20 protein-coding genes are annotated in these 19,202 nt (G+C 33.5%); 1 reads left to right on the forward strand and 19 read right to left on the reverse strand.

All coding sequences use genetic code 11. From position 1 onward, the window contains the following. Nucleotides 1-13: 13 nt before the first annotated feature. The 13 genes from nagB to ypeB form a co-directional block, all read right to left on the reverse strand. The gene (gene nagB, locus B5D15_RS00745) at nt 14-760 is read right to left on the reverse strand and encodes a glucosamine-6-phosphate deaminase (RefSeq protein ID WP_078695186.1); all 747 of its coding nucleotides are present in this window, start codon (nt 758-760) and stop codon (nt 14-16) included. 20 nt (nt 761-780) lie between these two features. After that, nucleotides 781-1,488 (reverse strand): GntR family transcriptional regulator, encoded by a 708-nt coding sequence (locus B5D15_RS00750; RefSeq protein ID WP_078695187.1) that lies wholly within the window; start codon nt 1,486-1,488, stop codon nt 781-783. Nucleotides 1,489-1,680: 192 nt separating this feature from the next. Further along, a complete protein-coding gene (locus B5D15_RS00755; RefSeq protein WP_078695188.1) occupies nt 1,681-2,856 on the reverse strand; it encodes an amidase domain-containing protein in 1,176 nt (391 codons plus the stop codon). Between the two features lie 121 nt (nt 2,857-2,977). Then, on the reverse strand, nt 2,978-3,190 hold the full coding sequence (rpmE, locus tag B5D15_RS00760; RefSeq protein ID WP_078695189.1) for a 50S ribosomal protein L31: 213 nt from the start codon (nt 3,188-3,190) through the stop codon (nt 2,978-2,980). A 149-nt stretch (nt 3,191-3,339) separates the two neighbouring features. Further along, entirely contained in the window at nt 3,340-4,722 is a 1,383-nt protein-coding gene (rho, locus tag B5D15_RS00765) for a transcription termination factor Rho (RefSeq protein WP_078695190.1), read from the reverse strand. Between the two features lie 284 nt (nt 4,723-5,006). After that, nucleotides 5,007-5,966: a class II fructose-bisphosphatase gene (gene glpX / locus B5D15_RS00770; RefSeq protein ID WP_078695191.1), complete on the reverse strand. Its 960-nt coding sequence runs from the start codon at nt 5,964-5,966 to the stop codon at nt 5,007-5,009. Nucleotides 5,967-6,182: 216 nt separating this feature from the next. Then, complete coding sequence (locus B5D15_RS00775) at nt 6,183-6,551, reverse strand: hypothetical protein (RefSeq protein ID WP_078695192.1); 369 nt, start codon at nt 6,549-6,551, stop codon at nt 6,183-6,185. Nucleotides 6,552-6,644: 93 nt separating this feature from the next. Then, nucleotides 6,645-8,255 (reverse strand): CTP synthase, encoded by a 1,611-nt coding sequence (locus B5D15_RS00780; protein WP_078695193.1) that lies wholly within the window; start codon nt 8,253-8,255, stop codon nt 6,645-6,647. Nucleotides 8,256-8,413: 158 nt separating this feature from the next. Continuing rightward, nucleotides 8,414-9,055 (reverse strand): MBL fold metallo-hydrolase, encoded by a 642-nt coding sequence (locus B5D15_RS00785; RefSeq protein WP_078695194.1) that lies wholly within the window; start codon nt 9,053-9,055, stop codon nt 8,414-8,416. A 110-nt stretch (nt 9,056-9,165) separates the two neighbouring features. Continuing rightward, on the reverse strand, nt 9,166-9,588 hold the full coding sequence (locus tag B5D15_RS00790; RefSeq protein ID WP_078695195.1) for a YwiB family protein: 423 nt from the start codon (nt 9,586-9,588) through the stop codon (nt 9,166-9,168). 16 nt (nt 9,589-9,604) lie between these two features. Continuing rightward, nucleotides 9,605-10,411, reverse strand: coding sequence for a glutamate racemase (gene murI / locus B5D15_RS00795; protein ID WP_078695196.1), 807 nt, complete (start codon nt 10,409-10,411; stop codon nt 9,605-9,607). Nucleotides 10,412-10,563: 152 nt separating this feature from the next. After that, nucleotides 10,564-10,746, reverse strand: coding sequence for a small, acid-soluble spore protein, alpha/beta type (locus B5D15_RS00800; RefSeq protein WP_078695197.1), 183 nt, complete (start codon nt 10,744-10,746; stop codon nt 10,564-10,566). A gap of 67 nt (nt 10,747-10,813) precedes the next feature. Continuing rightward, on the reverse strand, nt 10,814-12,166 hold the full coding sequence (gene ypeB / locus B5D15_RS00805) for a germination protein YpeB (RefSeq protein WP_078695198.1): 1,353 nt from the start codon (nt 12,164-12,166) through the stop codon (nt 10,814-10,816). A 190-nt stretch (nt 12,167-12,356) separates the two neighbouring features. Between ypeB and B5D15_RS00810 the strand changes: the two genes are divergently transcribed. Further along, entirely contained in the window at nt 12,357-13,472 is a 1,116-nt protein-coding gene (locus B5D15_RS00810) for an MGDG synthase family glycosyltransferase (protein WP_179122131.1), read from the forward strand. A 4-nt stretch (nt 13,473-13,476) separates the two neighbouring features. Here the strand turns inward: B5D15_RS00810 and spoIIR are convergent, their stop codons facing one another. From spoIIR to B5D15_RS00840, 6 genes are all read right to left on the reverse strand, one after another. Continuing rightward, a complete protein-coding gene (gene spoIIR / locus B5D15_RS00815; protein ID WP_078695200.1) occupies nt 13,477-14,181 on the reverse strand; it encodes a stage II sporulation protein R in 705 nt (234 codons plus the stop codon). 66 nt (nt 14,182-14,247) lie between these two features. Beyond that, nucleotides 14,248-15,444 carry a Ger(x)C family spore germination protein gene (locus B5D15_RS00820; protein WP_078695201.1) on the reverse strand — a complete coding sequence of 399 codons (1,197 nt, stop codon included), beginning with the start codon at nt 15,442-15,444 and terminating at the stop codon, nt 14,248-14,250. Beyond that, nucleotides 15,434-16,540: a GerAB/ArcD/ProY family transporter gene (locus tag B5D15_RS00825; RefSeq protein WP_078695202.1), complete on the reverse strand. Its 1,107-nt coding sequence runs from the start codon at nt 16,538-16,540 to the stop codon at nt 15,434-15,436. Before B5D15_RS00825 ends, B5D15_RS00820 begins: the two co-directional genes overlap by 11 nt. After that, nucleotides 16,527-18,098 carry a spore germination protein gene (locus tag B5D15_RS00830; protein ID WP_078695203.1) on the reverse strand — a complete coding sequence of 524 codons (1,572 nt, stop codon included), beginning with the start codon at nt 18,096-18,098 and terminating at the stop codon, nt 16,527-16,529. The genes B5D15_RS00825 and B5D15_RS00830 overlap by 14 nt, the downstream gene beginning before the upstream one ends. Before the next feature lie 11 nt (nt 18,099-18,109). Continuing rightward, complete coding sequence (locus B5D15_RS00835; RefSeq protein WP_078695204.1) at nt 18,110-18,322, reverse strand: CLC_0170 family protein; 213 nt, start codon at nt 18,320-18,322, stop codon at nt 18,110-18,112. Nucleotides 18,323-18,469: 147 nt separating this feature from the next. After that, nucleotides 18,470-19,198 carry a nucleotidyltransferase family protein gene (locus B5D15_RS00840; protein ID WP_078695205.1) on the reverse strand — a complete coding sequence of 243 codons (729 nt, stop codon included), beginning with the start codon at nt 19,196-19,198 and terminating at the stop codon, nt 18,470-18,472. Nucleotides 19,199-19,202: the final 4 nt, after the last annotated feature.

Below are 19,202 nucleotides of genomic sequence, written 5' to 3' on the forward strand. Positions count from 1 at the left end.
TACTGCCTTAATTTTACGCTATACAATTCTTTTTTTCTATAAGGGATGCCGCATCACTGTCTGCTATTATTTCAACATTTTTGTGAAGTTTTAATATCGATGCTGGTATGAAGGTGCTTACCCCGCTTTCAACCATGTGCTTTATAATCGGAGCCTTGCTTTTCCCGCTTGCAAGAAGTATTATTTTTTCTGCTCTCATTATATCTCCAATTCCCATTGTAATCGCCCTTTGAGGAACTTTGCTTATATCATCAAAGAATCTCGAATTTGCCTTTCTTGTATCTTCAGTTAAATCAGTAACGTGGGTTCTTAATGTAAGATCCTTAGAAGGTTCATTAAATCCTATATGCCCGTTTACCCCTATGCCTAATATCTGAATATCTATAGGACCAAGTTTTTCAAGAAATTTATTATATCTTTCACACTCCGCCTTTGCATCCTTTGCTGTTCCATCGGGTATAAATACATTTTCCTCTTTTATATTTATATGATTAAAAAGATTATTTTTCATAAAATATATATAGCTCTGCTCGTTTTCCTTATCGAGTCCTATATACTCATCGAGATTAAAAGTTGTAACTTTAGAAAAATCAACCTTACCAGCTTTATAATATTCTATCAGTTTTTTATACATTCCAAGTGGAGTCGACCCCGTCGCAAGTCCTAAAACGGACTCTCTTTTTATATTGATTTGATTAACTATATATTCTGCTGCTAAATTACTCATTTCATCATAATTAGAAACAACCGATATCCTCATATTAACCCTCCATTCAAAATCTAAAAATCATTGCTTATATTTATATTAAGCTTGTAAACCTGACAGTTATATATGGAATTTTCAATGAATATAAGCTCATTGTTTTCATCAAAATATCTGCTTTCTACCATAAGAAGAGGAAGAATCCTCTCTGTTTCAAAAAGTTTATAATGGGCTGAACTCATAAGCAGTGATTGTATACTTGCCTTAGAAAGTTTTATATTTAGCCCCTGCTTTTTAAGGAAATTAAAAAGAGAGCCCTCTAAATCCTGTATTTTAATGCTGCTTATATATTTAAAAGGTATATATGCCGTTTCAATACCTACGACTTCATCTTCAATCTTTCTTCTTCTTTGAATTTCATATATGCATTCATCCTTCAGTTCTGGTATAGACATCTCATCCTTTTCGCATCTTCTAAAATTTAAAACTTCAGTTTTTGATTTCAGCCCCGTTTCATTAACTATTTCCGTAAAACTCATTATGTTGTTTTGAGTAATCTTCGGAGAGCATACAAAGGTGCCTATTCCTTTCCTTCTCTCTAAAACACCTATGTTTACAAGGTTTCCTATTGCCTGTCTTACAGTCATTCTGCTTATATTATACTTTTCAGCGATTTCCCTCTCGCTCTCAAGTTTTTCTCCAATTTTAATTTCACCCTTTTTTATCCTGTCCATTATATCGTTTTGAAGCTTTATATATGCAGGCTCCATATTATCCTTTGGCATATTTATCCCTTCTTTCTAATTTTATTTTACCATATTCAGCATCAAATGTATATACCATATTTAAAATTGGTATATACCACATCGTATATTTTTTTAGGCTGATTTTTTATCAGCCTAAAATTCACTCAATGAAACAAACCTATATTTTTGTAATTATTAATACCATCGAAAAATAATTCTGTAAACTATCCATTATCCGTTTATATGAATAAGCAGGAATTTAATCCCCTTATCTCCCCATCCAAGATCCCAAGGTACATGATATCTATCAGCGGTATGGGAATTTACGAGAGGATATCCGTGGGAATCATAGGATGTTACAACAGCAAAATGATCCGCCTTTCCTTTTTTCTCATAACATATCAAATCTCCCAATTGAAGTTTAGATACAAAGCCGCCTTCATAGCCTTCTACAGGTTTAGTTAATTCCTTATATGTCCCCTTCTTAATTAATTTTCCTTTTCCGCTGCTTAAAATATATTCTTTAAAAGATGCTGCATTGACCCATGCCCTGCTTCCAGAGCATTTTCCTCCTTTAGAGCCGCTGCAAAACCAAATACTATCCTCTAAAAGTCCCCCTCCCTCTTCATCCGAAAGAACCTGAGAGATAAAATTAGTACAATCTCCTCCTAAACCGTTGTAGTCGCTGTACTTTTTATTATATTTAAAACCGTTTCCGCTTCCCCATGCAGCACCGCAGTATTTATCTGCATAGGCTACTGCTCTTTGCCTGTTATAGGATACTTTTTCTGTTATAACATTTGAAGTAAAAATATCTTCAAAGTCATCATAATTTTCTGTATCCTCTGTATCTTTTATATCCCCCGAATATCTTTGCATAGCATCTTCAAAGCAATCTGTATAATAATCGCTGTAGATATAATATCCTTCATCCTTTTTAACAAGACTTAAATAGTGTCTTAGCCCTACTCCAAAGGAATTAACTGCCGGATTTTCATCTCTGACATATATATAATCAAATCTAATACTCTCTTCAAGAGAAACTTTTATTTTATTTTTAACCTCATACATTTTTTTAACTCTAACCATTGATTGTACATTGGTAAACTTTATCCCTCTCTCATCTGACCAGTCTTTTAAATATTTTACCCTTCTTACTTCATGTTCCATTGCCCACTGACCATATTTTTCAGATGTATCAAATAAACCAGAAAGATTTCTCATATTTTTTGTAACAAGAGCCACGTTCCTTATGTTATATATTTTCTCAATTTCTTTAGCAATTTCATCTTTAGAATAGGGGTTTGAAATCACAAAGGCATCAGGAAGAAAAACATATATAAACAAAAGAACTACAGCTAAAACGGTTAAGATTATAAAGTAATGTATTTTCCTAAAAGAAACCATTCTATCCTCCACCAATTTAGAATCTCTATACAATTTATATTCTATGTATTGCATTTATTATTCTAAAAAAACAGATGAATAAAAGAAAAATAAAAGAAAAAAGACCGGATTCCCGGTCTTATTATTCTTCTGATTTTAAGTTGTACTTCTTCATGAACTTTTCTACTCTTCCGCCAGTATCAACCATCTTATGCTTTCCAGTGAAGAATGGGTGGCACTTTGAGCAAATTTCAACCTTTAATTCCTTTTTAACGGAACCAGTTGTAAAAGTATTGCCGCAAGCACACTTAACTACTGCCTCATGGGAATAGTTTGGATGTAAATTCTCCTTCATCCATATCACCTCTTTCTCTGCTTATATTCTACATAATCCATTTTCATGGTTATTATTTCTGTTCTCAATGCACAACTTGCTATGTAGGCATTTTGACCTTTAAATTATATCACAAATTTTTTTTGTTATCAACTGTTTTTGCTATAACTCTAATCTTTTATAATTTTAGGGAATATTTGTACAAACTCCCTGTTGTTTTTAGTCCTAAGCAGAGCTGTTAAAAGCTTTTCTGTTGCTTCCTGAGTGGTTTCGTTTGCCAAAAGCCTTCTTATAGCCATAACAGCATTATATTCATCCATAGAAAGAAGTAATTCTTCCTTTCTTGTTCCCGACTTGTTTATATCTATCGCAGGGAAAATCCTTCTTTCCTGAAGCTTTCTATCAAGATGAACTTCCATATTGCCAGTTCCTTTAAATTCTTCAAATATAACATCATCCATACGGCTTCCCGTTTCAACAAGGGCAGTTGAAATAATCGTAAGGCTTCCTCCCTCTTCAATATTTCTTGCAGCTCCAAAGAATTTCTTTGGCTGAATTAATGCCCCTGGATCAAGACCTCCAGATAGCGTTCTGCCCGTTGGAGAAATAGTAAGGTTATATGCCCTTGCAAGCCTTGTTATGCTGTCAAGAAGTATAACAACATCCCTTTTCATCTCAACAAGCCTTTTTGCCCTTTCTAAAACAAGCTCTGCAACCCTTATATGATTCTCCGGTTCCTCATCAAAAGTAGAATAAACTATTTCACCTTTTATAGACCTTTGTATATCAGTAACTTCCTCAGGTCTTTCATCTATTAAAAGAACTATAAGGTCAATATCCGAATAATTCTGAGTTATTGCATTTGCTATTTTCTTTAAAAGTATGGTTTTGCCCGCTTTTGGAGGTGCAACTATAAGTCCTCTCTGTCCCCTTCCTATAGGAGCGAGTATATCAATAAGCCTTGTTGCTATATCGTTTCCTGTAGTTTCAAGGTTAAGCCTTCTGTTTGGATATATAGGAGTTAGCATTTCAAAAGGCTTTCTGCCTATTATCTTCTCCGGTGCCGCTCCGTTTATCTCCTGAAGATAAATAAGAGCCTTATATTTTTCCGTTTCCTTTGGAAATCTTGCTTTGCCCTTAATTTTATCTCCTGTTTTTAGATTAAATTTTCTTATCTGAGACGGAGAAACATATATATCCCTTGGACCCTGCTGATAGTTATCAAGCCTTAAAAATCCATAGGACTGATTTTCAATAAGCTCGAATATTCCCTCAACAGTTTCAGAATCAGCAATAAGTTCCTGCATCTTCCCTCTTTTTTCTTCATCAATGTCATTTAGCTTAATATCCTCAACAAGCTTTTCAACCTCAGGAATCACAGCAGGTACAGGCTCATTAACCTCTTCTGTTTTATTTCGTTTTTCTTCATCAAGCCTTAAAATCTCCTCAATAAGCTCGCTCTTTCTGTATTTTGTAATAGACTTTATGTCGTACTCTTTGCCTATTTCCCTGAGTTCCTCAAGGGTTTTGTGTTTTAGTTCTTCAAAGTTCATATTATACCTCCAAAATCGAGTAAAAATATAGACACATATATAATATTTAAAATTAATGTTCAAATTATAAAAAATATAACTTTATATGTAATATCAAAATGGGATTCATCTATTATATGATATTAAGGATGATATAATAGAAATTGAGCTCTTAAGATTTGTTTTGATATTCACGAAGGATATAACTATCGTCCTAACTTTATTATTCTACAACATTTGGATAAAAAAGTAAAGAGGCATTTAAAAAGCAGCCTATTCTTAGAATACGCTGCCTTAAATTTATTTTACTCTTTTGCCTTTAAATTATGCACAGTTTTTACAAATCTTATTGTGCCTGTCTTTGCTCTCATAACTACTGATTGGGTTTTTACCTTATCCTTTTCGTAATATACTACTCCCTTTAAAAGGTCTCCATCAGATACTCCCGTTGCAGCAAAATATACTTCATCACCGCTTACGATATCATCGAGCATCATTATTCTGCTCAAATCATTAATACCCATTTCACTGCATCTTTTTCTTTCTTCTTCGGTTTCAGGATAAAGTCTTGCCTGCATATCTCCTCCGAGGCATTTTAATGCAGCAGCAGCAATAACTCCTTCCGGTGCTCCTCCTATCCCTACCATAAGGTCAACCCCGGTATCTTCAAAACCCGTTGCTATAGCAGCAGCAATATCGCCGTCCCCTATAAGCTTCATCCTTGCTCCAACTTTTCTAACCTCGTCCATTAAGTTATTGTGTCTTTCTCTATCGAGCATTATAACCGTAATATCTTCAACGGATTTTGAAAGCGCCTTTGCCACATTTTTAATGTTTTCACTCAAAGGCGCATCAAGGTTTACACATCCCTTCGCCTTAGGTCCTACCGCAATCTTTTCCATATACATATCAGGTGCATGCAAAAGCCCTCCTTTGCTTGACAGGGCAACTACCGCAAGAGCATTAGGAAGTCCTCTTGCAACACATTTCGTACCATCGAGAGGGTCAACTGCAATATCTACTTCAATAGAATTTAAATCGCCGCATCCAACCTTCTCCCCGATATACAACATAGGCGCTTCGTCCATCTCGCCTTCACCTATTACTACTGTCCCCCTTATATCGAGAATATCAAACATCCTCCTCATTCCGTCAACTGCAGCCTGATCCGCTGCATTCTTATCTCCTCTTCCCATAAACTTTGCCCCTCCAAGGGCAGCAGCCTCAGTAACCCTAATCAGCCCCAATGCAAGATCCATATTCATATTAATCCTCCAATATGCTACTCATAATCATATAAATATTATATTTTAAAAACCATTTAATGTCAATATAAGCCTCATATTAATAATTTATGCTATACTTTATATTGATTGTTGTATACTATTGTAAACAAAAAACCTCTCATTCAATCTATTCTTTGAATGAAAGGCTCATATGAAAGTTTTATTAAATATCTGCATTTTATAAGTACATATAATTTACATAATCCCAAGGGCTTTTAAAAGCTCTAACATATCATTATTGTATCTTTCAACAATATCTTTTACATTTTCGTCTTTCCCTAAAAAAGCTATTTCCATGCCTGAAACGGGACAGGTTATAATATTAAGAGGTTTTGTCATTAAATCTGAAAGTTTAAACTTAAAACGGTGGATATTTTCACAGGCAACGCAGTTTATATCAAACACTAATTCCTTTTTTATTCTTTTTGCTTTAAACATGCTTGCACCACATTTGCACTTTGCCTCCATTGTCTCCTTTAAATTAAATATATCCACATCTATTATGTTGTATTCCCCACACTCTGCACATTTAACAGCAATTTTATTGGAAGCATCAAGAACCATATACTCACCTCCATATTATATTTATTCTCCACCCATTTTATAATTCCTTCTATTGTCGAAAAATATCGCAAAAAGAAAAAGGGCAAAACGCCCTTATTTGTCATTCCTATTATTTAGTGCTGCACTTATAAAATCCCTGAAAAGAGGATGGGATCTGTTTGGTCTTGACTTAAATTCCGGATGGAACTGAACACCCACAAACCATTTGTGCTGTGGAATTTCAACTATTTCAACAAGCCTGTCATCAGGGGATGTTCCTGCAAAAACCATTCCTGCAGAGGTAAACTGAGCTCTGTATTCGTTGTTAAACTCGTATCTATGTCTATGTCTTTCATATATTACCTCATCATTATAAGCCTTATAAGAGAAGGTTTCTTCTTTGAGCTTGCATGGATAAAGTCCAAGCCTCATAGTTCCTCCCTTTTCGTCTATATCCTTTTGCTCAGGCATAAGGTCAATAACCGCATATTTAGTATCAGGTGCAATCTCAGAGCTGTTTGCACCATTAAGTCCTAAAACATTCCTTGCAAATTCTATAACTGCACACTGCATTCCAAGGCATATTCCAAGGAAAGGAACATTATTTTCTCTCGCATACTTTATTGCAAGTATCTTTCCTTCTATTCCTCTGTCTCCAAATCCTCCTGGAACTAATATGCCGTCAGCATCTTTTAAAATGTCCTCATAATTGCTTTCATCAACTTCGCAGGAATTTACCCAGTCAATTTCAACTTCAGCATCATTTGAAATACCTGCGTGTTTTAAAGCCTCAACAACTGAAAGATATGCATCATGGAGTTCAACATATTTACCAACAAGAGCTATTTTAACCCTGTTTTTAAGATTTTTCAGCCTGCTAACCATTGCCTTCCATTCATCAAGCTGTGCCTCACCGCAGTCAATGTGAAGCTTTTTAACAACAAGATCATCGAGGCCTTCTTCTTTTAATAGAAGAGGAACTTCATAAAGCGTTTCCGCATCGAGATTCTGTATTACTGATTCTCCATCTATATTGCAGAAAAGTCCTATTTTATCCTTAAGCTCTGCTGAAAGAGGTTTCTCAGAGCGGCATACTATTATATCCGGCTGAATACCTATGCTTCTTAAGTCCTTAACCGAATGCTGGGTTGGCTTTGTTTTAAGTTCTCCAGCCTTCGAAAGATAAGGAACAAGCGTTACATGTATAAAGCATACATTTTCTCTTCCAACTTCATATTTAATCTGTCTTATTGCCTCAAGAAAAGGAAGACTTTCAATATCTCCAACCGTACCGCCTATTTCAGTGATTACAACATCAACTTCCCTTTCCTTTGCTACCCTGTATACTCTCTGCTTGATTTCGTTTGTGATATGTGGAATTACCTGAACTGTTCCTCCAAGATATTCCCCTTTTCTTTCCTTTTGAATAACCGACCAGTAAATCTTTCCAGTTGTAACATTGCTGTTCTTAGATAAGTTTTCATCGATAAATCTTTCATAATGTCCGAGGTCCAAATCAGTTTCAGCACCATCATCCGTTACAAATACTTCTCCATGCTGATATGGACTCATTGTTCCAGGGTCAACGTTTATATATGGGTCAAATTTTTGTATAGATACCTTAAGTCCCCTGCATTTCAAAAGTCTCCCAAGGGACGATGAAGTTATGCCTTTCCCAAGAGATGATGTAACTCCTCCGGTTACGAATATATACTTGGTTGCCATAGTTCCCCTCCTAATCCAAAACATCAACTTTTATATTTTACTTCAAATGGCATCTTAAATCAACAAAAAATCTTCTTGAAATTTATACATAATTTAGTATACCATAATTAAAAACTTTAAAACATAAAACTTAAAATAAAAATAGGCAGCTCTGCCGCCTATTCATAGTTTAATACATAAACTAAAGTTTCATCATTATTAAGGTTTTCATTTTTTATTTCAACAACCTGAGACTTTAGCCTTTCAACTCTGTTAAAACCTTTTAAGAATTTTTCAGCATCGTCTAAATTAAATTTAAGTACAGGTGTCTTATAATGCATAGGTATTACTACCTTGGGGCTTATTTTCTCCACAAGATGTAAAGCCTCATCTGCATTTATAGTGTAAACTCCTCCAACAGGTATTAAAAGTATATCTATTTTACCAAGCATTTTAATCTGCTCATCCGATAGTACATGTCCTAAATCTCCGAGGTGGCAGAGCCTAATACCTTCATGTTCAAAAACATAAACTGTATTATTCCCCCTTTTAGCTCCTGAGACTTCATCGTGATATGTATGAATTCCATTTATTACAATATCTTTTATGTAGAAGTTCCCAACTTTATCTACTACTTCAAAATTCCCTTTTATACAATCAGTAAAATTATGATCATAGTGATTATGGCTTATTGTAACTATGTCGGCTTCAACAGATGGAATTTTATAGCCTACGTTGTCATCAAAGGGATCCGTTAAAATTCTAACTCCATTGTTCATAGTTATTTTAAAACATGCATGTCCAAGCCACTTAATTCTCATAAAACCCCTCCCTAATATATTAACTTTGAAATAGTTTTACCATTATTATAAATAATATTCAATAGTTTTTTATAATATTTATAATTTATTAAACTTTAAAGCAAAATGCTTTATTGTACAGGTTTTATATTAAGCTCGAGGGAATTATCTATAGGCTCAAAGCCTGCTGCCTCCATCCTATATTCAAGCTGAACCTTTCCTCCCCTTTCATTCACGTCAATATCAACTTTAGTAGGCTTTATCATAACCTCGAGAGAGCCAAAAGGAGTGCTGTAAATGCTCACATCATTAACTCCCTTCCTAAAAACAAGATTTGAATTAGTTGTCCCTCTCCTTATAATAGTCAGGGAATTATCTTCTATCTTTAATGTTGTCTTAGTTCCTTCCATACCTGATATTTCGCTTTCGTCGTAAACCGCCATATATTTATTATCCTCTTTAAAAAAATTTCCCTCTGTGATTAGTTCTATAATTTCCGGTTCTCCATCAATATATTGCTTAGTCTTTACCGATATTAAAACCTTGCTTTCCATACTTATCCTCCTAATTTTAGTACTTCTCAATATCTACCTTAATAATCTTCCTTATCTCAGTATTTAAGAATCTTTCCCCAACTTTTAAAAATCTTTCAGGATTATCGCTAACATAATATTTATAATTAGCCTCTCTCTTTTCTCTGTTTTCAATACCACAGTTTAATAGTATCTCTTTTAATTTCAAAGCCGTTGCTAAAGCAGGATTTATAAGTTTAACCTTATCTCCCATAACCTCACCAACTGTCTTTGTTAAAAGAGGATAATGTGTACATCCCATAACAAGAGTATCGATATTAAGACCTTTTAAGGGTTTTAAATATTCCTGTGCAATAAGCATAGATACATTGGTATCAGCCCACCCTTCCTCAACAATTGGTACAAACAGAGGACATGGATATGCAAAAAGCTCTGCCTCAGGTTTAAGTTTTTTTATTGCCCTTTCATAGGCTCTGCTTCCTATAGTTCCTTCAGTCCCAATAATGCCAATCCTGTTATTTAAAGTTGCACTAACTGCCATGTCTGCTCCTGGTTCAATAACACCTATTATAGGCATATTAAATTCGCTTTGAAGGCTTTCAAGGCTTAGTGCAGAAGCAGTATTACAAGCAACAACTATAGCCTTTACATTCATGCTCATTAAAAATCGTGTATTTTGAAATGAAAATTTAGTAATAGTCTCAGTAGATTTGCTTCCATAGGGAACTCTTGCCGTATCTCCAAAATATACTATATCTTCATTAGGAAGTATTCTCATTATTTCCTTTACAACAGTAAGTCCTCCTATACCTGAATCAAAAACTCCAACAGCTCTATCGTCCATATTATCCCTACCTTAAATTCTATAATATTATTATATTATTTTTCAGTAATCTTTTTGTAGTACATATTAATTTTTTTGTCCATATAATAATAAAACAATATATATCATTTGTAAATATTTTAAAATTAAAAAAGAGCCGGCTGACCGGCTCTTTATTTTGAGTTGTTTTGTGATATTGCCCTTTCTGCATAGCGAATTGCAGCAGTAACAAGATTTCCACAGTCCCTTGATGGTACAGCTCCCCATCCTTCACGCTGGACTATGTCATATACCCCGATTTCCTTTGCAAGCTCCATCTTTAGCTCTTCTGACATCAAGCTGTGATGTTTGCTCATCAAAATCCCCCCTATCTTGTTACTAAATTTATTTTCCCCCGCTTAAAATATTATATCCATACAATATTTACATAGTAAGCTCTCCATTTGCTGTATCAACAATTTTTAGTATTCTTTCCTCTGTTCCATCCAAGGCGTTTATATAAACAAGATATTTTTCTCCTTTATAAACTCCATAAAACTCATAGCACATCACTTCTCTAAAGGATTCCATAGGTATTATAGTAAGCCTTATGTTTTTTATATTAAGGTTTTGGCTGACATTAACACGAGCCTCATTTGCAGTAATCCTTGGTTTTGAAATATTTCTGTCATAATGAGCAACGAGGTAATGAGCAGATTCAATTCCAACTATTTCTCCATTATCAAGAGCAATTTTTAATTTTATCTGATCTGGATATACAACTACTTTATCTTTAACATATACATAATTAACAACAGCAACATTATCATATTTTAAAGAATATGTAGGTATCATATTTTCATATCCATTTTTTTCTAAATATTCTAATCCTTTTTTAATAGCAGATTTAATATCTAAATTAGATTTTGGTATATCCCTGCTCCTTAGCATATATACTACCTTTCCGCCATTTCTGCTGATATCTATATTTATATCGCTTTCCTTTGAGTTTTTTAATTTTACTTTAAATGCATAGGCAGGAATCTTTTCACCTATTTTATTGCTGTATATTCCAATACTTTCTACATTGTTTTGAAAAAGCTTTAAAACTATGTTTTTAGCTTCATTCTCTCTTATTGGCTTTTGTGATAAAATTTTGGGCTTTATATTAAGAACATTTTCTGAAAAGGGGCCATCATAAATAAGAGTAGGATACTGCTGCATTTCATCAGATAAATTTTTAAACTGGGTCTCTATAGTATTTTCAGTAGCTCTGCCAAAGGCTGAACTTCCGCCCTCCTTAATCTCACCCCATTTTATATCTCCTTCTGTTAAGGAAGATTGAAAATTTCTAAGCTGCAAACTTAAATAACCTGCATAATCTCTTAATTTTTCCACATTAGTCATCTCAGTCTTTGATAATTCCTGACCATTATTAGCTGTTTTTAAAAGTGCATAGCTAAAATCTGCAACCTGGGATAAAAATTTGCTTGTCTGGCTTATTGCAGAATGTGATATAGGAAGAGCATTAAGTTTTTCCTGTGCATCCTCAGCGTTTTTCCATATTTCTCCAAATACCAGTATTTTTTGCTTAGAAGAAGATGTTACCATTGATTTTGAAAGAGCAATCGAAAGCCCCTCAACGTCGTTTACTATGTCATAAAGATCCCTTTCATACTGGTTTTGAAGATAATTTCTATAATCCCTTCTATCAAGATACATAAGAATACCAAAAGTTGTAGAACCTACAACTATTATAGAAACAGCTAAAGCCAACACAGCTCTTTTTTTAAACATCCTTCTGCCTCCTCAATACAATAAACTTTCATTTCCTCTAAGAGGTATTTTTTGCATTTTAAACATTTTTATACTTTGATTTGTTTTTTAATATTTAATAATTACGTTACACAACTATAACATTTATAAAGTAATATATTTTTGATATAATATGTATGCTCAAATTAATTCAACATTTAGGAGTGATATAATGAAGGTATTAGCTCTTTCAGTATCAGCAGGTACAGGGCATTTTAAAGCAGCAAAGGCTATTAAAAATTATTTCGAAAAAAATTACACCGATGTTGAAATGGAAATAATAGACACATTAAGGTACATAAATCCTGTTATAAATAAAATAGTGGTGGGAAGCTACCTTCAATCAATAAAAATAACTCCAAAAATATATGAAAAGCTTTATGAACATGCTGATAAAGATGATACTATATCGAGCTTTTCTGAGATGGCAAATCACTTATTATCAATAAAAATTAAAAGCCTTGTTGAAGATATAAATCCTGATGTAATATTATGCACCCACCCTTTTCCTCTCGAGATGATTTCAATTTTAAAAAGAAAAGGTAAAATATCAATACCTGCAATTGGAATTTTAACAGATTATGCAGTACACTCCTTTTGGTTTTATGATTATATAGATGCTTATATAATTCCTAATGAGGATTTTATTGATGAAGCAGCTGAAAAAGGTGCCGATATAAATTCTTTATATCCCTTGGGCATACCTGTTGAATCTCAATTCCTAATGCCTGTTGAAAAAGCAGCTATTAAAAATCAGTTAGGATTATATGAAGGTAAGCCTACAATACTTTTAATGGGCGGAAGTCTCGGAATAGGAAATATAAAAAAAATATATGAAGCGCTATCTTTAAGCGATCTTGACATACAGCTTATAGTATGTACTGGAAGGAATCACAGACTAAAGGAAAAGATAGAAGAAATTTATGAAAAAGCTCAAAAAAAATCTTTAATTCTAAGTTATACAGAAAATATGAATGCAATAATGTCAGTAAGCGATATTTTAATAACAAAGCCAGGAGGCCTTACAATTGCAGAGGCTCTGGTAAAAGGACTGCCTATAATAATAAATTCCCCAATACCCGGTCATGAGGAAAAAAATGCAAACTATCTTTTAAACTGCGGAATAGCTGCAACTTTTAAAAAAAGCAGCGATGCAGTAAACGTTGTAAGACAGCTTATAAAAAATACATCAAGACTCGAGCAAATGAAAAGTATTGCTCTTGAAAAATCAAAGCCAAACTCAACAAAAGATATATGCAGATTAATAATAGAACAATCAAAAAAATAACCTTTTACAGGTTATTTTTTATTATGTCTTTTAACTTGTCAAAAATCTCAACGCTTTTAAATTTAAATTCTACATTAGGGCTGTGTTTAGATTTTGTTTTGACATCGTTTTTATTTAAGGTGTTGGACACTGAATTTACCTTTCCATCTATCTGCTTAAAAGCAGTTATGCTTTTAACTTCATCCTCACCCAAAACTCTTTTAAGCTCTTCATCGGTTTCCTTTGAAGTAACTCCCCTTGTTATATCTATAAAACACAGTGGGGGAAACATCACACACCACCAGTTTTTCCCATCACCATTTCCAAGTACAACTCTAAGGGCTGTATATTCTCCAGCAGGCAAAGTAATAGAGCCGTAGGTTTTAACAGGAAACTGAAATTCTCCAAGCATTGCCTTTGCATTATAATCCTTACCTTCTTTTTTAAGTATGTCATTTGATATTTCTTCAATTTTATCCTTATTAGCTTCTATTACTTTTAAAGATTCATCAAGATTCGAACACTTTTCAAGCTGAGGCCCGATATTTTTTAAAATAGCATCTCTAACCTTAAGTTTTACCGACTGGTCTTCATAGGAGTCGCTGTTAGCAATTACATGGAATCTTAAAAGCTTTTTATTTATACTTTGTGTTTCATTGGTTTTATCTGCGGTAAAAGTCAAAAACATTATTATAAATATAAGTATTATACAAGAAATTACTTTTTTCATAAAATCACCCTGTTTCATATGCTATTTTAAAGTATTTCCAAAGTTTTAGATTTTAAACATCAAAATTTATTTTTTAGAAATTCCTATTCTTCTTATATATACTTTTACATCGTACTCAATCTGGGCATTCTTAAATACTTCATCCCAATTATCCTTATATTTTTGATAAATCTTATTGTAATATTTATGGGTAAAGTCTTTAAATCCTAAATAATCATAACCTATAGTATCTTGAAAATATTTGGTTGTTTCAATGAATTCTTCCTTAATAGTCTCCTCTGCCGCCTTGTTTATCTTATCTATAGTCTGCGTATCAAACAAATCCTTTCCAAACTCTAATTCCTCAACATCTCCTTCGAATTCAATCTTAACTTTATATTTAAGTTTGCCTTCTTCCTCCTCAAGCCAAATCCTCTTGTTTGTAGAATAAACGTAATAGGGTATTGAAATATTTTCATAATTTATAAGCATTCTTCCGCTTCTAAAATCGTTATTTAAAATTCTGAAGGTTTTAATATACTTGGTATCAAGATATCTTAAAAACTGATAATCCTTAATTAAGACTACTTTGTCTATAGAAGGCTCAAACTTTCCTTTTATATTTTTTATTTCAACCACAGGAATAAAACAGCAGCCATCAGAATTTCTAATAACTGATAGAAATTTATATATAGGAAGTGCGGATACATTAGCTGTAATCTTTGAATTCTCTGATATTCCAAAAATATGGGCTGCAATAGTATTTTCAAGCTCAGGCTCTACTTTCGCCAGATTATCAGTTTCCCCCTTTATTACAACAATATTGGCTGTTTCGTTTATTTTAGTGCTTCTGTCAAGTCTGTCTAAAACCTCTTTGAAAACCTTTTTGTTTTTTAAAACTTTATCTGAAATATAAAGCATCCTCATTTGGGCAAAATATGGCTGTCTTGATATCTTCTCTCCAAGTTTCTCAACAGCATCTGGAATGTTTGCCCCTCTAACTTCTACCGTTTTAAATGCCTTATCACCGCTTTGAAGTTTTGAAGGATTTATTACACCAAAAATAATTTTTAAGGGGCCATTTTTATTTTCATTAAAACTGCTGTCTGAGCTTGCCTGTTTTGCATCATCTGCTTTTTCAAAGGATTCTTGCACTTCATCCACAAGTTCTATTGAAAACGCCCCTATTATAGCCCTTTGTTCTATTTCAACCCTATCGTAACAGCCTGTTGTAAGTGTCAATACTATGATAATAAATAAAGTAAGTATTTTTTTAACCTTCACTTTTTTTCACATCCCTTTTTCTAAAAAGTGAAAATAAAAACATTAAGAGAGGCAAAATCCCAATGGAATACAAACCTAAAGTATTCATAAGCTTATCGCTAAGCTCGAAAAGTTCTGCAACGCTGTCCCCCCAAAGAGCAACTATATATATAATTGGAATAAACATAGATACTATATGTTTTGGTTTTTTATGCTTTAAAACATCTGAAAGAACAACCGATAAACTAAAAAGCAGCCCTACAAGAGTGGTGAATACAGATGTTACCCAAAGAGCAAGCAAAAGCCCCTCGAGTCTTTCAATAAATCCTCCCGGCACCTGTGATGCTCTAATAAGAGAAATGGTGGGATAAATAAAAGATTCTGTCTCCTTAACGCCAAACTTTGCAAGACATTGAATGTCTGCAAAAACATAAAAAACTATTATAATAATTAAACCTGCAGATGAAAATTTAAAGGCTTTTTTAGGAGTTCTAAGATAAGGAAATATTAATAATAAAATTTCAAAACCAGCATAGGAAAAAATAGATACTGAAATCCCCTTTATAAGCTTTGTTAAAGGAGTTCCTAAAAAAGGTCTTATGTTGGAATAATCGCTTTTAGGAATAGTTACCGTAATCAAGACAAAAATCAAGAAAAATATAAAGGGCGTTATTGATTCAAAAAACCTTGCGATACTTTCAATCCCTGTTCTTGATAATAATACCGCTAAAATTATAAGAGGAAGTATTATTATTTCGAGGGAAGTATTAGGCAGAAGATATAACTTTGCAGTTTCAGCAAAAAGTCTGACCTCAACCGAGCAGAAGAATATATAGTAGAGAATAATTGGAATGGCTAAGGCTGTACCTACAAATCCTCCGAATAATTTTTTTAAAGTTCCTACTAAACCGTATTCAGCATATTTATTGCCAACATAACACATAAAATAAATAGATAATATGCAAAGCAGACCAGATATTATGCAAAGTATCCACCCATCATTCTCTGCTGCCTTTGTAAGAGATGCCGGAAGAGTTAATATTCCTATCCCAAGAACTATATTAAAAACTAAAACACATAGCTGTATATTGGATATCTTATCATCATTTGGTGTCATTATTACCACTCCTCTGCCTTATTTCGTCCTGAGGATCCAAATGCTTAGGTCTTTTCTTCATATATTTCCAAGAAAGCCTTACAAAAGCACTGTCTTTAATATCTTCAATTTCAAAAGGTGCAAGAGGAGCCATATATGGAACTCCAAAACTTTTTATATTTACAAGGTGAATTAAAGTTGCAATTATACCAAGCATAACTCCGTAAAGTCCATATATAGACGCAAGTATCATAAGGAAAAATCTTATAAGCCTGAATCCTGCGGCTACTTCATAATTAGGAATTGCAAAGGAAGAAATCGCTGTTACAGCAACAACAATAACCATTATAGGGCTTACGATTCCCGCCTGAACAGCTGCCTGACCTATTACAAGACCTCCAACGATTCCTATTGTTGAACCTATAGGCCTTGGAAGCCTGACTCCCGCCTCCCTTAAAAATTCAATGGTAAGCTCCATTACAAAGGCTTCTATGTAAGCTGGAAAAGGCACACCTTCTCTCGAAGCTGAGATTGAAAAAAGAAGCTTTGAAGGTATTACTCCGGGATTAAAGGATATAAGGCCTATATAGGTACCTGGTGCTATTATTGCTATTGCTCCAGATATGAGCCTTAAAAACCTAACAAAGGTTGTAATGCTCGAGCGGGAATAGTAGTCTTCGGAGGACTGTAAAAAAGCATTCAATGTAACAGGTACAATAAGTGCGAAGGGAGAATTATCAACTAATATCCCCACTCTTCCTTCATATATAGCACCCGCAACAACATCAGGCCTTTCTGTCGTCTGAACCTGTGGAAAAGGAGTAAACTGCCTTTCTTCAATGAGCTGCTGAATATAGCCGCTGTCAATTACAGCATCTATATCAATTTTTTTTATTCTTTTTTCTACTTCCTCAACAACTCTTTTATCTGCAATATCATCGATATACATTATTGCAACATCGGTTTTTGATCTTTGTCCTACTTGCAGCTGTTTAACTTTAAATTTAGTATCTCTTATTCTTCTTCTTATTAATGCGGTATTAAAGCGAAGAGTTTCAACAAAGCCGTCTCTGGGCCCCCTTATTACAGTTTCTGCTGAAGGCTCGCTTGTATTTCTTGCAGGCCACAGTCTTGTAGCTATAATTATTGCTTTACTATAGCCATCTATAAAAAGGGCTGTTTCGCCAGACAAAACTGCAAGATAAACATCCTCCATTTTTTCAACCTCTTTAAAGTCAGTGACAGTCAGGGCTGAGTTTTTTGCTATATTTGCAAGATTATCCTTAATTTCTTCGTAATCCGGTTTTACTTCCCTTGATATAAGCATTAATGGCATCAGAACAAAATCATCCAAAAGAGCCTTATCGCTCATGCCATCGATATAGCTTAAAAACATCCTTCTGCCGTCTAAACCGCCTACAACAAATTCTCTAAAAACAACATCATCGGAGCCTTTAAAGGTTTCTTTTATCTTTGTAATATTATTATTTATTTCTTCACTTATATCAGTCCTGCTTTCTATTTTATAATCAACAAGAGGTTTTGGAGACTTAAACCTGCCTTTATTCCAAAGGGACATGTAAATCACTCCTATATTTTTATATATCTTGCTGCTATGTATAGTATTGTTCCAAGAATCAAATATACTATTGCTGTATTCCTTGCAAATTTATATTCTCTATTTAATTTCATCTTTTTGTATTCTCTGCAGTCTATAAAAATCAAAAACATACTTGAAATTATAAAAAGTATATAAACAGTTAAATCAAAGGTATCGACTATAAACTTTAAAATAACTTCCATATATTCTCCCACCTTTTTATTTAATTTGTGCTAATATGGAATTATTTATTCTAAATTTAAAAAACAAAACATCGATATTAAATCATAAAAAAAAGCTGTCATATCAGCATTCTAAACTGCTGATATGACAGCTTTAAGGGGTATACCCTAAGATATGTATTTATTTACAAAATCAATATCCGCCTGTTTATCAACATCATTCCCTATCTCAGGATAGGAAGTTGCAATAGCAGCACCCTTCACTTGAAACATGCTGCAAATCTTTTTCTCCACATCGCTTATTGGAAGAATTCCAAGAGCAAGTCTTAAAAGAAAAGTAAATCCGAGAACCTTTCCCATTTTTAAAGGTTTTTTTCTATATTCAATAAGAAGTTCTGCCTTTTTAGTACAGTTTTCTGCCACGTTAGGGTTCATATAGACTATATTACCACCTGTATAAATCCCATCCTTCAACTTGACATAGGTTCTTTTGACATCGGGATATTTCTTGTCATTAAGACTTTTATCAATAATTGGGTATCCAATATCGAGTTTTTTTTCTTCACATCTTTTAATAAAATCCGCAACTGCCTCTCCGCTAACCATAGGTATGTCCGAGGTACAAAGCAATAAAGGTGTGTCATAATCCTTTATAACTTTAATGCTGTTTCTTACGTTATCCATAATGCTGCCGCTGGATTTGATAAAGCCATCTGTCAAATGACCTATTTTTTCTTTTAAAATATCATCCCCAGCTACATAAATTTTTGAAACAGCACCTGATTGCCTAAGAGCTTTTATGACATACTCTATCATATACATAGACTTAATTTTTAATAAAGCCTTAGGTTCTCCATTTGTTCCCTTATCTCCCGCAAGTATTAGAGCATTAACCATATCT

The sequence above is a fragment of the Caloramator quimbayensis genome (assembly GCF_900167605.1).
In the GTDB taxonomy this organism is placed as follows: domain Bacteria; phylum Bacillota; class Clostridia; order Clostridiales; family Caloramatoraceae; genus Caloramator_B; species Caloramator_B quimbayensis.

Excerpts from the sequence above, each read along its gene's own strand:
- nagB (WP_078695186.1), bottom strand. The coding sequence starts at position 760 with ATGAGGATATCGGTTGTTTCTAATTATGATGAAATGAGTAATTTAGCA.
- B5D15_RS00750 (WP_078695187.1), bottom strand. The coding sequence starts at position 1,488 with ATGCCAAAGGATAATATGGAGCCTGCATATATAAAGCTTCAAAACGAT.
- B5D15_RS00755 (WP_078695188.1), bottom strand. The coding sequence starts at position 2,856 with ATGGTTTCTTTTAGGAAAATACATTACTTTATAATCTTAACCGTTTTA.
- rpmE (WP_078695189.1), bottom strand. The coding sequence starts at position 3,190 with ATGAAGGAGAATTTACATCCAAACTATTCCCATGAGGCAGTAGTTAAG.
- rho (WP_078695190.1), bottom strand. The coding sequence starts at position 4,722 with ATGAACTTTGAAGAACTAAAACACAAAACCCTTGAGGAACTCAGGGAA.
- glpX (WP_078695191.1), bottom strand. The coding sequence starts at position 5,966 with ATGAATATGGATCTTGCATTGGGGCTGATTAGGGTTACTGAGGCTGCT.
- B5D15_RS00775 (WP_078695192.1), bottom strand. The coding sequence starts at position 6,551 with ATGGTTCTTGATGCTTCCAATAAAATTGCTGTTAAATGTGCAGAGTGT.
- B5D15_RS00780 (WP_078695193.1), bottom strand. The coding sequence starts at position 8,255 with ATGGCAACCAAGTATATATTCGTAACCGGAGGAGTTACATCATCTCTT.
- B5D15_RS00785 (WP_078695194.1), bottom strand. The coding sequence starts at position 9,055 with ATGAGAATTAAGTGGCTTGGACATGCATGTTTTAAAATAACTATGAAC.
- B5D15_RS00790 (WP_078695195.1), bottom strand. The coding sequence starts at position 9,588 with ATGGAAAGCAAGGTTTTAATATCGGTAAAGACTAAGCAATATATTGAT.
- murI (WP_078695196.1), bottom strand. The coding sequence starts at position 10,411 with ATGGACGATAGAGCTGTTGGAGTTTTTGATTCAGGTATAGGAGGACTT.
- B5D15_RS00800 (WP_078695197.1), bottom strand. The coding sequence starts at position 10,746 with ATGAGCAAACATCACAGCTTGATGTCAGAAGAGCTAAAGATGGAGCTT.
- ypeB (WP_078695198.1), bottom strand. The coding sequence starts at position 12,166 with ATGTTTAAAAAAAGAGCTGTGTTGGCTTTAGCTGTTTCTATAATAGTT.
- B5D15_RS00810 (WP_179122131.1), top strand. The coding sequence starts at position 12,357 with ATGAAGGTATTAGCTCTTTCAGTATCAGCAGGTACAGGGCATTTTAAA.
- spoIIR (WP_078695200.1), bottom strand. The coding sequence starts at position 14,181 with ATGAAAAAAGTAATTTCTTGTATAATACTTATATTTATAATAATGTTT.
- B5D15_RS00825 (WP_078695202.1), bottom strand. The coding sequence starts at position 16,540 with ATGACACCAAATGATGATAAGATATCCAATATACAGCTATGTGTTTTA.
- B5D15_RS00830 (WP_078695203.1), bottom strand. The coding sequence starts at position 18,098 with ATGTCCCTTTGGAATAAAGGCAGGTTTAAGTCTCCAAAACCTCTTGTT.
- B5D15_RS00835 (WP_078695204.1), bottom strand. The coding sequence starts at position 18,322 with ATGGAAGTTATTTTAAAGTTTATAGTCGATACCTTTGATTTAACTGTT.
- B5D15_RS00840 (WP_078695205.1), bottom strand. The coding sequence starts at position 19,198 with ATGGTTAATGCTCTAATACTTGCGGGAGATAAGGGAACAAATGGAGAA.